The sequence below is a fragment of the Roseateles aquatilis genome (assembly GCF_002205645.1).
Classification (GTDB): Bacteria; Pseudomonadota; Gammaproteobacteria; order Burkholderiales; family Burkholderiaceae_C; genus Roseateles; species Roseateles aquatilis.
The window spans coordinates 13,401-26,290 of record NZ_NIOF01000016.1 but is presented as its reverse complement, the minus strand read 5'-3'; the positions used below and the strand labels follow the sequence as shown (position 1 = coordinate 26,290).

The following is a 12,890-nucleotide window of genomic DNA, read 5'->3' as shown; positions in this document are numbered from 1 at the left end:
CACATCGATGAGCTTGCCGACATACTCCAGCGGTTTGCCTCCTGGTCCTCCACGCCGCTGCTTCCCTGCAGGACCAGCGCGGCGACGGTTCGCCTGGTTCATCTGGCCGGTGGCGAGCAGCGGTGCATCGTCTGGGACGAGAGCTTCTTCAATCCGATCGAGGCTTGCGTGGCGCTCGCCCTGTCCAATGCGGCGCGCCATGACGAAGAAGACCTGCAACTGCTGCTGGTGTCCGTCATCTTCAGGTCCGTGGCGGAACGGGTTCATCTTCGGACGCCCTTTCGCGCGCGCGGCCCTCGAGATCGCCAGCCAACTGATCGGGTCGCGCGATGTCCAGACAGGCATCGCCATCGACGACCCTCTGCGCCATGAGACGGTGATGCGCCACATCCGGTGGTGGACATTCCTGCATGAGCTCGGGCACGAGCTCTTTCACACCCGGCCGGAGCTGGTGACGAACATCGACGACAAGGTGGAGCAGGCTCGGCAGGCCTGCTCGGGAATCAAGGATCGCGTCGTCCTGTCCAATGTGACGTCGATCGACGATGCGCGCATCGCATTGAGGCGCAAGGGGATTCTCCGAGCGGCTGGCGATGGCATCGACGAGCTGAACAGCTCCCTTCGCACGCCGGGAACACGCGAAGAGGTGTGGTGCGATTTCTTCGCGGTCGAGCAGATGACGATGCAGGCGTTCATCCGGGAGACGAATCCGCGCGATCTGTATCTGGCGCTGATGCTGGCGCATTACTCGAATGGGCTGCTGACCCAGGCGCAACGCTTCTTCGATCCGGGCGTTTCGGACGCGGACTATGCGAGGAGCTTCCAGGCGCAGGAACTTGCCACACGGGCAGATCTGCGCGCCATGCATCTCGGCGCGATGCTCCAGACGATTTTCATCGGGCCGCTCGGCCTGGATGCCGCGCAATGCGTGACCCAATGGATCGGCGGAAACTATCCGATCATGAACAGGTTCTGCGAGTTGGAATCGCACATCGGGCGGCTATTGCATCCTCAAATGAGATCCGCCGCCCTTGCTTCCTGTGATGCCTGGTCCGCCACGCTCAGCGAGAAGGACCGCGAGCGCCACTTCGAGGATCTGCAATCCGAGCTCGGCTGGGGCGGGTAGCCATCAGCGTCCTTCATCAGGCGTTCAGTCGGGGAGCGGAGGATGCGAGGCATGATCCTGTCTGCCGCCCTCTTGTTCGTCCTGGCCTCCACCGTGGTCGCCGCCTTCCAGGCCGCGCTCGTGTTGGGCATGCCTTGGGGTGAGCTCACCTGCGGCGGCAAGTGGCGTGGTCGATTGCCGCGGCGCGTGCGGATCATTCCCTTGCTTTCGATGCTGCTGCTGGGCCTGTCCAGCCTGGTCATCCTGACTCGCGCGCAATGGATGTGGCCGGAACTCCACGCGGCATCGCGCGTTGGCGCATGGGCGGTCGTCGGCTACTGCGCGCTGAGCTGCGTCGCCAATGCCGCGACGCCCAGCAGGCGCGAGCGACAGCTGTGGCTGCCGGTGGTCATCTGCATGCTTGTTGCAAGCCTGGTCGTGGCATTGGCGTGACATGGGCATGACCTGACGTCATCGATGACGGCGTGCGGCCGTCTTTGCGTCGATCACGCGTCATGAGTCGTGGCCCTGGAGAACCAAGTTGAAGAGACGTTCATGAGACCTTCAGCGAGGGCTCAGACCTTCTTCATGGCGTGCTGCCCACACTGACCGGGTCGAAGCTTCTTTTGCCACGTCATGTCTCTGGATCACGTCCGTCTCACGCGTCGTCTTGCGCTCAAGACCAGTCTTTCCGCAATCACCGGCGCGGGCCTGTTGTCGGCCTGCGGCGGAAGCTCCGAAGTCACGGAGCTGCGCGATCGTCGCGTGGCCGTCGCCGCGGGTGTTTCACTGCAGGTCCGTGAATGGGGGCCGGTCAGGGCGAGCCTGACCTATGTCCTGCTGGCCGGTCTCGGGGGCAATGCCCGCGGCTTCGATAGCCTGGGGCCGGCGCTCGCGGCGGGCCACAACACGCGCGTCGTGGCGGTGAGTCGCCGCGGCTATGGAAAGTCCGACAAGCCCCTGCCGTCCAGCACGGGGCCGCGTTACGACCCAGCGACCTTGGTGGAAGACCTGCGCGTGCTGATGGATGCGCTCGAGATCGACCGCGCGGTGCTGGTGGGGCATTCGATCGCCAGCAACGAGCTCACCCGTTTCGCCGGCACGTATCCGTTGCGGACGCGAGGGCTGGCCTACTTCGACACCACCTTCGACTACACCCGTGTCATTCCCGACGCGGGGATCGAGGAGCCCCAGCCCGGCGTATCGCCACTGGCCGAGCCTGAGCCGGGAGCCGCCGACCTGGCCTCGATGTCGGCGGCCATCGCATTCTCCCGGCGTATCAACAAGAACTGGTCCGCGCCGCTTGAAGCGCAATTGCGCGACTCGCTGCATGAGTTGCCCGATGGCCGGGTGCAGGTCAACACGCCCGATGACGTGGCCCGGGACATGGTGGCGCATGCCCACGCCTTCTCGCCCGACTACCGCGCCGTTCGCGCCCGGGCGCTGGTGGTCTCCGCCTATCCGAGCACATGGCGGGATCTGTTTCCCTGGCTGCCCGACAAGATCGACGCCAACACGCGTTCCGAGGCAGAAGCCATGTTGCGCGCCGTGCGCGAAGGGCGCGCGGCGGACGCGGCGCTTTTGGTCGCCGCCTTGCCCGGAAGCACCCTGTTGCGTGTGGAGAACAGCAGCCACGCCGACTTCTTCATCGAGCACGAAGAACCCGTGCTGCGCGCGCTCCGGTTCATGCAGTGGTGATCAGGGGCGCCGACAGGCCGATGCGCCGATGCGTCAGCGCGCGACATGTCGACCCCGATGACGGGCGGCCGGTCGAGTCGACGTGTCGGCCCCGTGCGCGTGCGCCCTCATCGGGTGATGCGGACTGTCCTAAGGCAGGAAGTCCAGTGCGTTCACCAGCTCGAATCGCTGTGAATCGGCGGCGTATCGCTGCAGCAAGGGGGCGTGGCCAGCGCCCACGATCAGCAGCACGCGAGGTTGCCCTTGCGTGGCCTGGCGCAGGTTCTCGAACATGCGCAGGTTGCGGGTCATCCAGTTCCCGACGTAGTTGGCCCCCGCCGCCCATTCGGCATCGCCAAAGCGGAGGTAGTCGAAGTAGCGCCGGTGGGATTCCGCGAGACGGTCGGGGCTGTTGAGCAGGCGCAGCGCGCCCGCCGGGCCATGCTGCTGCAATGCCACATCCATCTGGGAGGCCCAGGCCTGCAGCGACTGGCGTTGCGCCTTCAGGGCCTCTCGAGGTCCGGGTTGTCCCCGGGCAGCCTGATCCTCGGTCCAGGCCGGGTAGTCATAGGGGCGGAACTCGCCGCCAGGCGGCATGCCCCGCCAGTCGATGCCTCGCAAGGGGCCCGACTGGAGCTGGCGCCGCAGGCGAAAGCCCAGTTGCTCGATCTCCGATCGCCCCAGCGTCGCGGTGCCGGCAAGCCATGCCGCATAGCGCTCGTCCATCGCTGCGTCCTGCGCCGCCACCTCTTCGACAGCGATGGCGGTGGGGGCGAAGCGGGCCAGCGAGGCCACGATCTTCTCGAGCGCCTCCTGGCGTTTGGGCGCGAGGATGTCGTCGTCCGCCTGCTTGGCGACGTCACGCCCGGGGTTGGCGAAGTGATAGACGCCCAGGATCAGCAACTGGGGTCGGCTGGGGGCGGCTGCGACGGGCGCGGAGCTGGCGTTGGCGTTGGCGTTGGCTCGGGCGGCCAGCGCCAGACCGGCGGCGCCGGCGAGCAACTGACGGCGGCTTGTCAGCAGGCCAGAGACGGGCGCGGTCGCGTTTTCGGTTGTGGCTGCGGTCGTGGTCGCGGCGGGCATCTTTTCGGACATGAGCATGAAGGCAAGAGCTTTGGTGGCGCGGAGTCTCGGCCCGCCACCGCGGGCCTGCCAGCATCGGGCGATGAAACGTAGCCCGACCGGGCCAGGGTGCCGATAACGCGGATCGGTTGATCCCGCGGCGCGCGCTCCGGCCGCGACCCGATCGGGCAGCGGTGGCGACCTCGACGCGCCGCACGGCTGGGGTCAGGTCGTGCCCATTCGCCTGGGCGCGACAGCGGTCAACCACCGTGGGGGCTCATTCCTCCCGGAACACCCCATCCCTTCGCAGGCATTCCGCCGTCATGAAGTGAATGAAGGCCGCCACCTCGTCCGGCCGTCGCGCGAGGTCGTCGGTCGCGCCCAGGTACACCTGCATGGCGGTCCGAACGACCGCTTCATGCTCGGCGGGCAGCCGCTCCAGCAACCATCGCGCGGCGGCGTCCTTGGACGCGATGTTTCCGGTCTTCAGGGTGAGGGCGATACGGCACAACGCGAGCACGATGTGGCTTTCTTCACCCGCCCAGTCGGCGGGCTCGCTCCACTGCAGGAGTGTGTCCCGAAGCGCCTTCCGGAGGTCTTGCGACGGGACGGGCTGGAACGCCTCCGTGGCGGGAGGCCCCGCGAGGTTGACGCTGTGAAGCCGGAGCTGGGTGAGGATGATGGCGAGATCGGGATCGATCATCGGCGGTTCGACCTCGCCTTCACCGAGGCTCTGCCGCAGCCATTCCCCGAATTGCATCTCCCTTCTCGGCGGATAGCGCCACGGCACGATCTCGCCTTGCGCGATCACCGTCACCTCCAGCGGGCGCAACCCGGCATCGGTGCCCGGGGGCGCCGATGCCGTCAGCAGGTCGGTCATCAGGGCCGCGATGGTGGCGGCCGAAGGCGCCTCGCCGACCGTGACCAGCAGGTCGATGTCGCTCTTCGGCTTCAGGCCGCCGTCGACGGCGGAGCCGAACAAGTGAACCGACGTCACGGTGCCGGCGAGGTGGCGGTCGATGACGGCCATCGCCCGCTTGAGTTGGGCGGCGATGGGCGCGATGGCCTGGGAGGACGCGGTGTCGATGCTCATTCGGCGATTCTGATAGCCGACCGCTCAGGTCGTGAAGTCCCCGGCCGCCTCCGGCTGGAAGGGGATGTCGACGACCGTGGCGGTGTGTTCCTCGCCGTCGGGCCCCGACCACCGGATGACCTCGCCGACTTCCGCGCCGAGCAGGCTCAGCCCCAGCGGCGAGAAGACGCTCAGGCGGCCCTCCTGGGCGCTGGTCTCGCCCGGATAGCTCAGGGTGACTGCCATCGACCGGTCGCCGGCGCTGGCGAGGACCACGCGCGAGCGCATCGTCACCACGTGGCGCGGGATGCTGCGAGGGTCGACCTGGTCGGCCAGGTCGAGGACTTCCTCGGCCAGCTCGACGGTGTGGGCGGTCAGACGTGCGTCGGCGCGGGGCGCGCGAACGAGATTGGACAGGCGGACGTGATCCAGCCAGCTCAGCCGGCGGGGCTTCATGTTGAGTTCCATCGATTCCTCCATGGACGCGGCGGTGAACGCGCGCGAGTTGTCCCGGGGCGGGGCCCGGCGACCGAGGGGAATGGGTGGGGGAGAGGGGTCGCCGGGCTCAGGGAAGTGCGGCGGCGAGGGGCTGGCGCTGGTGCCCGAGCGCGCGCGCGTGCCGCGCCACCGGAGAACCGGCGGCGCAGGACGTGGTGGCGGACAGCGCGAACATGGGGTCGATCATAGGGGAGTCGCGCAGCGCGCCGAACTCCGGGCCTTCCGGCCCGTGGGCGTGGCCGTGGACATTCGCGTGCACGTCCACGCCCAGGCCGTCAGATCTTCATCGCGGCGACCAAGCTGTCGTGTGCAGCCTTGTTCAAGCGAATGTCGAAGGGCAGGAAGGTGAGTCGGTCGTTGACGGTGGCGCCATTCGGGTTGGAGACGTAGTAGCTGCCGCCGAGCACCGTGCCGTCCTTGATCAACGCGCCCGTGTAGACGTTGCCGTTGAGCTGGAAGTAGATGCGGTACTGCACCGTCGAGCTCAACGTGGCCGATCGCGGGCGCGGGTTGTTGGCCACCCAGACCGACACGCCGCCGACGGTGCCGACGACGCCGTCAGCCAGGCGATAGGTGACGCCGTCGCTGGTCGAGGAGATGCCGGTGGTCAGCACGTTGTTCAACGTGGTCCCGGTGCGGCACGGCGTGACGGCGGCGCCGGTGGTCGCGGTCGTGCAGTCGAAGGCGTTGTAGCGATCGCCGCTGTTCGTCTGCGTGAACTTGAGGTAGCCGGCGCCGGCGGCATACGAGCGGGTCGTGTCGAGGATGGCCGGATTCGAGAAGAACGAGTTGTGGAAACGGGCGACGTCGTCCGGCGTCGCGGCGAGCGTGCCCGTCAGCGCAACGGTCTCGTAGTTGCTGCGAATCTCCGCGTACGCCACCGTGACGTTGTCCGAGGCGATCGTGTCGACGCGCACGTCGCTGCCGACGTAGGACACCTTGTTGGACACGTTGGGCGCCGGCACCACCAGGATCGCGCCGTTCTTGAGGACGCGTGTGGGCCCCGGCGTGAGCAATGCCAGCGTGCTCGCGATGTTGCTCGGCGCGCTCTGGGCGCTGAGCTGCGGGCCGTTCGTCAGCGGTGACGCGGGAATCACCGCGAAGTCCGAATAGGCGTAATGCGTGCCGCTGGTCGGGGTGCCGGCATAGGGCAGGTTCCAGTGCAGGAAGTGGCTGCCGGCGGCGGGAGCGAGGATCGTGCTCTCGAAGGCCTGCTGATTGGCGCTCAGCGCAAGCGTGAGTTGCGCCGCCGTGCTGGTGACGCTGCCGGCCGTGCTGGACACCTCGACCGTATACAGCGCGCCGTGGTCAACGTAGCTGACCGCCGGCGTCGTGTAGGCCTCGGAGGTGGCGGAGGGAATGGCCACGCCATTCTTCTTCCATTGATAACCGAGGCCGGTGCCCGTCGCGCTGACGGTGAAGGTGGCCGTGCCACCCGTCAGCACCGAGGCGTTGGCCGGCTGCGTTGCAATGACGGGGGCATCGGACGATGCCGACTTGACGCGGACCGAGGCTGTGTCCTCCCCGCCGCCGCCGCATGCAGCGACGAACACCGACACCGCGGCCAGCACGGCCGCGTTCTTGAGTCTTGCTGAAAACATGGGTTCTCCCTGATGGAACGTTGCTTGCGCGTTCGGTCCGCCAACGAGGCCGCCGCGTCATTTTTGGCGCGGAGTATAGGAGGCGGCCCCGCTTCCGGCACGGGGGCGGCAAACGCTGGCATGCTCCGTCTGTCAGCACGAGAGACCCGTTTCATGACCGACCTTACCGGCACGACCGCCGACCGCCCGCAAACCCTGGGAGAAGAGATCGCCAACGCGATCAGCCACGGCCTGGGCGCGTTGCTGGCCATCGCCGCCTTGCCCATCCTCGTGATCCGCGCGATGGGCCATGGCGAGGTGGCGGACGTGGTGGCGGCGGCCGTCTTCGCGTCCACCGGCATCCTGTTGTACGGCATCTCCGCGCTGTATCACGCCTTGCCCGCCAAGCTGGCCAACGGCCGCGTCAAGGCGTGGCTGATGCGGCTGGACCATGCGGCGATCTATGTCTTCATCGCCGGCAGCTACACCCCCTTCACGCTGGGCGTGCTGCACAAGGGGCCGGGCATGGCGCTGCTGGTCGCCATCTGGGCCGCGGCCGCCTTCGGGGTGACGATCAAGCTGCTGAATCGGCTGCGCCATCCGTTGGTGTCCACGGGGCTGTATCTCGCCATGGGCTGGGTGGTGGTGTTCGCCATCGGCCCGCTGGTGGAGAACACGCCGGGTCCGGGGCTCGCGCTGCTGGTGGCGGGCGGGTTGAGCTACACGCTGGGCGCGGTCGTCTTCCTGCTGGACAACAAGCTGCGTTACGCGCATTTCGTCTGGCACCTGTTCGTGCTGGGCGGCAGCGTCTGCCACTTCTTCGCGGCGCTGTTCTATGCCTATCGGTGAAGGCCGCCCGCGAGAGGCTTGCGCATCGGGCTGGACCGACATCCCCGGACTGCGCTGGATCGAGGGATACCCCTGAAGCGCCGGTCCGCCCAGGTCGCTGATTACATCGAGGTACGCCCCTAGCATGCGGGCATGACGCAAGCTCCTTCCCGTCGCCACGTCCTTGGGATGGCATTGGCGGCACCCGCCCTGGCCGCCGCCACGGCGGCGCCCAATGACGTTCGCCTTCAAACCGGCGCCTCCACTTCGGCGCTCTCCGCCCGACGCATCGAGCAGACGCTGCAGCGCATGGTGGCGGAGGGCCGCGTCGCGGGGGTGTCGGCGGTGGTTTGGCAAGGCGGCGCCGAACGCTACTTCGGCGCCTTCGGCCTGGCCGACCGGGAAGCCCGGCGGCCGATGGCCCGCGACACGCTGGCGCGCATCTGGTCCATGACCAAGCCGGTGGCGTCGGTCGCGTTGATGCGCCTGTGGGACGCGGGCCGCTTCCGGCTGGAAGATCCGCTCGCGCTCTACCTGCCGGAGTTCAAGGCCATGCGGGTCCATGCCGACGACGGCGCTGGCGAGCGACCGGCGGAGCGGCCCATCCTCGTGCGCGACGTGCTGCTGCATACCGCCGGCCTGACGTACGCGATGTTGGACGGCCCGGCCGATCGAGCGTTCCGCGCGGCGGACCCGTTGGCGACATCGCCCGACCTTGCCGCGTTCAGCCGCGCGGTGGCCGCGCTGCCGCTGCGCCACGAGCCAGGCACCGCCTGGCACTACGGCACATCGACCGACATCGTGGCCCGGTTGGTGGAGGTGCTGGCGGGCGAGCCCTTCGATGCGCATGTGCGTCGCCACATCCTGCGGCCGTTGGGCATGCGAGAGACGGACTGGACGCAACCCGCCGCGCTGAAGGACCGGATGGCCGCCACCTACCAGTTCCCCGACGGCCAGCCACCCCGGCGCGAACCCGACCTGCCATTCACGTTCGCGTCCGGAGGCGCGGGGCTGATCGCGCCCATCGACGACTACCTCCGCTTCGCGCGCATGCTGCTGAACGAAGGCACGCTCGACGGCGTGCGCGTGTTGCGGCCCGCGACCGTGCGCCTGATGCTCGTCGATCACCTCGACCCGGCCATCACGCAGCGGCACTTCCATGCCAACCCCAACGTCGGGTTCGGCTTCGGCGGCTCGGTGCGCACGGCGCCTGCCGCGGCGGACGAGGCGCCCGGCGCGGTGGGCGAGTTCTCCTGGGGTGGGGCGGCATCCACGCTGTTCTGGGTGGACCCGGCCAATCGACTCGCGGTGGTGTTCTTCGTCCAGAAGATGCCGTTCGACGAGGCCCTGCACCGGGACCTGCGGCGCGCGGTGTACGGCTGAGGTGGCCGACGCTTGATCGTGCGAGCCGTGCGGCTCGGCTATCACTTGCATCGACGCGCGCGCTCTTCGTGGGCGGCCTTGTCATCCTCGACGACCGGACGTGTCCGCCGCCATGAACCGCGACCCCATCGACGAGAAGCGAGGACGGATTCTCTCCGGCTCGCTCTTCCGGACCGTCGAAGTGGGCGTGTCGAGATTTCGAGACGCGGGGTGCGACACTCCCGCACACATCGACACCCCGCCATGGAGAGATCAGCGCAATGAGCGACGACCTGATGGTCTTTGACCCGGACCCAGCCCCGAAGGATCGGGACGCATTCCTGGCGTGGTACCAAGAACAAGCCGAGTGGGGCGAGGATCATTCATACGACGACCCCGAAGTTTCCACGTCACCGCTTCGCGCGTGGTTCCTTGACATGATCCAGTCCTATCCGGCGATGAACGGCCCCCACGCCTCTGAAGATATTCCGGAGGACGACACATCCGTCACCGATTACAGCGTTGGAAAGGTCGTCATCTACGCCGCGTTCGCATGGTCCCTGGCCGAGCAAGCCCATGAGGCCACATTCAGACTCGCGGCCAAACATGGCGTCGGGTTCCTCGACGCCAGTTCCGACAACGCGGAAGTCTGGCTGCCCGATGGCAAGGGCGGCTTGTCGCTGGCGCATTCGGGCTGAGGGGTGATGCCCGATCAAAGCCCAATGACTGGGGCTCTGGGATGAGCCCCCTGTTGAAGACGCTCTGCGCCGCGGCGCTTGGCCTCCTGACGGCGCGGGTCCACGCGGCCAGCCCGGCCTGCGAAGTCGACGCGCAACTCAAGCTGGAGCGCATCACCGAGCGGACCATCCTCGTCGGCGAGACCCATGGCAACGAGCAGGCGCCCGCGTTCGTCGCGCGCCTGGTCTGCGGCCTGTTGGCTCAGCATCGCCCCGTGATCGTGGCCCTGGAACGCGCCGATGCCGAGCAGGTATCGACGGAGCGTTTCCTCGCCTCCGCCGGTACCGCCGCCGATGTCCGCGCGCTGCTCGGGCAGCGCGGCTGGAACATGGCGATGCAGGACGGTCGTAGCAGTCAGGCCGTGTTCAGATTGCTGGATCAGTTGCGGCAATGGCGCCAGACCGGTCAGCCGGTTGAGCTGGTGATGATGCGCAAGCCGCCACGGTTCGAAGTGCCTGACAGCTCGGCTTCGGTGCCCAGGTTGGACGACAACGCCTTGCAGGCACAGGAAGACCTGGACATGGCGGACAGCGTCACCGCCGCGCTGCAACGTCATCCCACGCATGTCGCCGTGGTGTTCGCTGGCACCTTCCACACCGTGGTCGGATCGAAGACGCACCGGGACATGATCGGCGCGCCCTCCATGGGGGACGTGCTGGCGTCGCGCGGGCCGGTCCATGTCATCGGGCTGGGCGGCGGCGCGGGCGAGACCTGGGCCTGTCTGCGGGCCAAGGGCTGCGGGCCGACGCCCTTGAGCGGCGGGCCATGGGACCTTCCCGATGCGCGGATCGACACGCGTGTCCATCTCGGCCCGGTCACCGCGTCCGGACCGGCCGTGCGCCGGCAGCCTGAGATGCGAGAGTAGGCGTCGCTGCGCGACAGGCCGGCAAAAAAAGGCCGGTCCCCCACAAGGGCTGCCAGATCGGGTTAGGGTGGCGGGGAACTTGGGAAATCAACCATGACCGCCAACGCCCCGACCGACTCCACCATCGTCGCCATCCAGCCGCTGGGCATGCCCTGGGAGACGCTGGATCCGTTCCTGTTCTGCGTCCATCACGACGACGCCTACCCTCCCGGCAACGGCCGCTACGGGCCGGATGCCTCACTGCTGTCGGGCCGGCAGATGGGCTCCGACTTCTCGCGCAAGGACGGCTGGAGCATGTATCACGGCCAGCAGGTACCGGGCTTCCCCGCCCATCCTCACCGCGGTTTCGAGACGGTGACGATCGTGCGCAAGGGGCGCATCGACCATTCCGACTCGCTCGGCGCCGGCGCGCGTTTCGGGGGCGGCGACGTGCAGTGGCTGACGGCCGGCAAGGGCATCGTCCACGCGGAGATGTTCCCCCTGCTGCAGACCGATCGGCCGAATGCGCTGGAGCTGTTCCAGATCTGGCTCAACCTGCCCGCGGACAGCAAGATGGTCGATCCGCATTTCACGATGTTCTGGTCGCAGGACATCCCGCGGCGCACCTTCGTCGATGAAACGGGACGCGCCACCGAGGTGGTGATCGTCGCGGGCGATCTTCCCGCCGCGGGCAACGGCGGTGGCGGCGTGATCAAGCCGCTGGCGCCGCCGCCGGATTCGTGGGCGTCGCGCCTGCATTCGGATCTGGCCATGTGGACGTTGCGCATGGAGCCCGGCGCGCAATGGGTGCTGCCGGCGGCGACGGGGGAGGGCACGCGCCGCAAGCTGTACTTCTTCGCGGGCTCGCGGATCACGATCGACGGGCAATCCGTGCCCGTCGGCTCGGCCATCGAGGTGCGAGCCGGCGCCACCGTCACCCTGACCAATGGCGACGAGCCCGGCGAGCTGCTGATGCTGCAGGGCCGACCCATCGGCGAGCCGGTGGCGCAGTACGGCCCCTTCGTCATGAACACCGAGCAGGAGCTGCGGCAGGCATTCGACGATTACCGCCGCACCGAGTTCGGCGGCTGGCCCTGGCCGGATACCGCGCCCGTGCACGGCGACGAGGAGGGCCGCTTCGCCCGTCATGCGGATGGACGGACGGAGCGGCATCCGTCGCAGACATAGGGCGCCGCGGCGACGACCCACCGCGCCCCGAGGGCGCGGCGCGGTCGAGGGTCAAGCCAGCGCCAGACCGCGCGGGCGAATGCCGGCGCCGCGACGGCGCTTCTGCCACCCCAGCACCACGATGCCCGTCAACAGCAGGGCCCAGCTCGACGGCTCCGGCACCGTCATGTTGAAGTTGGCCACGGTCGCGAGCTGGGCGCTGCTCAGCCCCTCGACACGCGGCGCCTGCAGCAGCGCCAGGCCGGTGGACTGCGCCAGCGCGACGTCCTGCGCCGTCGGCCCCGACTCGTCGCTGGACAGGAACGCGAAGTTCAGCAGGCTCAGGCTCTGGCCCGGGGCGATGTTGACGAGGAAGCCGACGTTGTACCGGTCCGGCGTGATCGACGCCTGGCCCAGGCCGTTGTTGCCCGACACCAGCGCCAGCACCGGGTCGTAGCCGCAGACCCCCGTGCCGTCGTCCTCGCAGCTGACGATCAGGCCGCTCCGGTCGTCGCTGATGAGTTCGTCGCCATCGGAGCCGAGGTTGCCGAAGAAGTTCAGCCGCGTGCTGATCGACTGGACGCCGTTGTTGGTGAAGGTGTCGAAGAAGCGGTAGACGTTGCCGCTCAGCAGGTCCACCTGCCGCATCTGCGACAGGCCCGACGTGCCGGCGTTGTAGAAACCGAAGGCATCGAAGGCGCCGTTGCCGCCGTCGACGACTTGTCCGAGCGCCTGGTTGGTCAGCGGGACCGTGCCGCCGGGGCCGACATAGCGGGTGCCATAACCGTTGCCGTCGAAGATGCCGCCGGTGGCCTGGACCGGCGCGGCTTGCGCGGAGGCGCCGATCAGGCAGGCCGCGACGGCGGCGGCGATGAGGAGGTGAAGGGACATGAAGTGGCTCCAGGAGGAAGTCGAGGAGGCAGGCGTCCACGCCGGGGCGCCTGCCCGTGATTCAGA

General features: G+C 68.2%; 14 protein-coding genes. 8 read left to right on the top strand and 6 right to left on the bottom strand.

The window, feature by feature from the left end:
- The first annotated feature begins 199 nt into the window (after window positions 1–199).
- The 3 genes from CDN99_RS24155 to CDN99_RS24145 all read left to right on the top strand — a co-directional run bounded on the left by CDN99_RS24155 (window position 200) and on the right by CDN99_RS24145 (window position 2,803).
- Entirely contained in the window at window positions 200–1,126 is a 927-nt protein-coding gene (locus CDN99_RS24155; RefSeq protein ID WP_141100962.1) for a hypothetical protein, read from the top strand.
- 51 nt (window positions 1,127–1,177) lie between these two features.
- Window positions 1,178–1,558, top strand: a complete 381-nt coding sequence (locus CDN99_RS24150; RefSeq protein ID WP_088387613.1) for a hypothetical protein — start codon at window positions 1,178–1,180, stop codon at window positions 1,556–1,558.
- Between the two features lie 183 nt (window positions 1,559–1,741).
- Window positions 1,742–2,803 (top strand): alpha/beta fold hydrolase, encoded by a 1,062-nt coding sequence (locus CDN99_RS24145; RefSeq protein WP_088387611.1) that lies wholly within the window; start codon window positions 1,742–1,744, stop codon window positions 2,801–2,803.
- Between the two features lie 129 nt (window positions 2,804–2,932).
- Here the strand turns inward: CDN99_RS24145 and CDN99_RS24140 are convergent, their stop codons facing one another.
- The 5 genes from CDN99_RS24140 to CDN99_RS24120 form a co-directional block, all read right to left on the bottom strand.
- The gene (locus CDN99_RS24140; protein WP_088387609.1) at window positions 2,933–3,883 is read right to left on the bottom strand and encodes a DUF5694 domain-containing protein; all 951 of its coding nucleotides are present in this window, start codon (window positions 3,881–3,883) and stop codon (window positions 2,933–2,935) included.
- Between the two features lie 238 nt (window positions 3,884–4,121).
- Window positions 4,122–4,937, bottom strand: a complete 816-nt coding sequence (locus tag CDN99_RS24135) for an aminoglycoside adenylyltransferase family protein (RefSeq protein ID WP_088387607.1) — start codon at window positions 4,935–4,937, stop codon at window positions 4,122–4,124.
- Between the two features lie 24 nt (window positions 4,938–4,961).
- Entirely contained in the window at window positions 4,962–5,384 is a 423-nt protein-coding gene (locus CDN99_RS24130) for a GreA/GreB family elongation factor (RefSeq protein ID WP_088387605.1), read from the bottom strand.
- Window positions 5,385–5,481: 97 nt separating this feature from the next.
- Entirely contained in the window at window positions 5,482–5,679 is a 198-nt protein-coding gene (locus tag CDN99_RS24125; RefSeq protein ID WP_088387603.1) for a hypothetical protein, read from the bottom strand.
- Between the two features lie 10 nt (window positions 5,680–5,689).
- Entirely contained in the window at window positions 5,690–7,015 is a 1,326-nt protein-coding gene (locus CDN99_RS24120; RefSeq protein WP_141100961.1) for an immunoglobulin domain-containing protein, read from the bottom strand.
- A 153-nt stretch (window positions 7,016–7,168) separates the two neighbouring features.
- On the opposite strand from CDN99_RS24120, the gene trhA reads away from it, so the two are divergent.
- From trhA to CDN99_RS24095, 5 genes are all read left to right on the top strand, one after another.
- On the top strand, window positions 7,169–7,843 hold the full coding sequence (gene trhA / locus CDN99_RS24115; RefSeq protein ID WP_238139687.1) for a PAQR family membrane homeostasis protein TrhA: 675 nt from the start codon (window positions 7,169–7,171) through the stop codon (window positions 7,841–7,843).
- 132 nt (window positions 7,844–7,975) lie between these two features.
- The gene (locus CDN99_RS24110) at window positions 7,976–9,205 is read left to right on the top strand and encodes a serine hydrolase domain-containing protein (protein ID WP_088387598.1); all 1,230 of its coding nucleotides are present in this window, start codon (window positions 7,976–7,978) and stop codon (window positions 9,203–9,205) included.
- 260 nt (window positions 9,206–9,465) lie between these two features.
- Complete coding sequence (locus CDN99_RS24105; RefSeq protein WP_088387596.1) at window positions 9,466–9,882, top strand: hypothetical protein; 417 nt, start codon at window positions 9,466–9,468, stop codon at window positions 9,880–9,882.
- Window positions 9,883–9,923: 41 nt separating this feature from the next.
- Entirely contained in the window at window positions 9,924–10,787 is an 864-nt protein-coding gene (locus CDN99_RS24100) for a TraB/GumN family protein (RefSeq protein WP_088387594.1), read from the top strand.
- A gap of 93 nt (window positions 10,788–10,880) precedes the next feature.
- Entirely contained in the window at window positions 10,881–11,954 is a 1,074-nt protein-coding gene (locus tag CDN99_RS24095; RefSeq protein WP_088387592.1) for a pirin family protein, read from the top strand.
- 51 nt (window positions 11,955–12,005) lie between these two features.
- Here CDN99_RS24095 and CDN99_RS24090 read toward each other — a convergent pair whose 3' ends face one another.
- A complete protein-coding gene (locus CDN99_RS24090) occupies window positions 12,006–12,824 on the bottom strand; it encodes a PEP-CTERM sorting domain-containing protein (protein WP_088387590.1) in 819 nt (272 codons plus the stop codon).
- Window positions 12,825–12,890 lie beyond the last annotated feature (66 nt).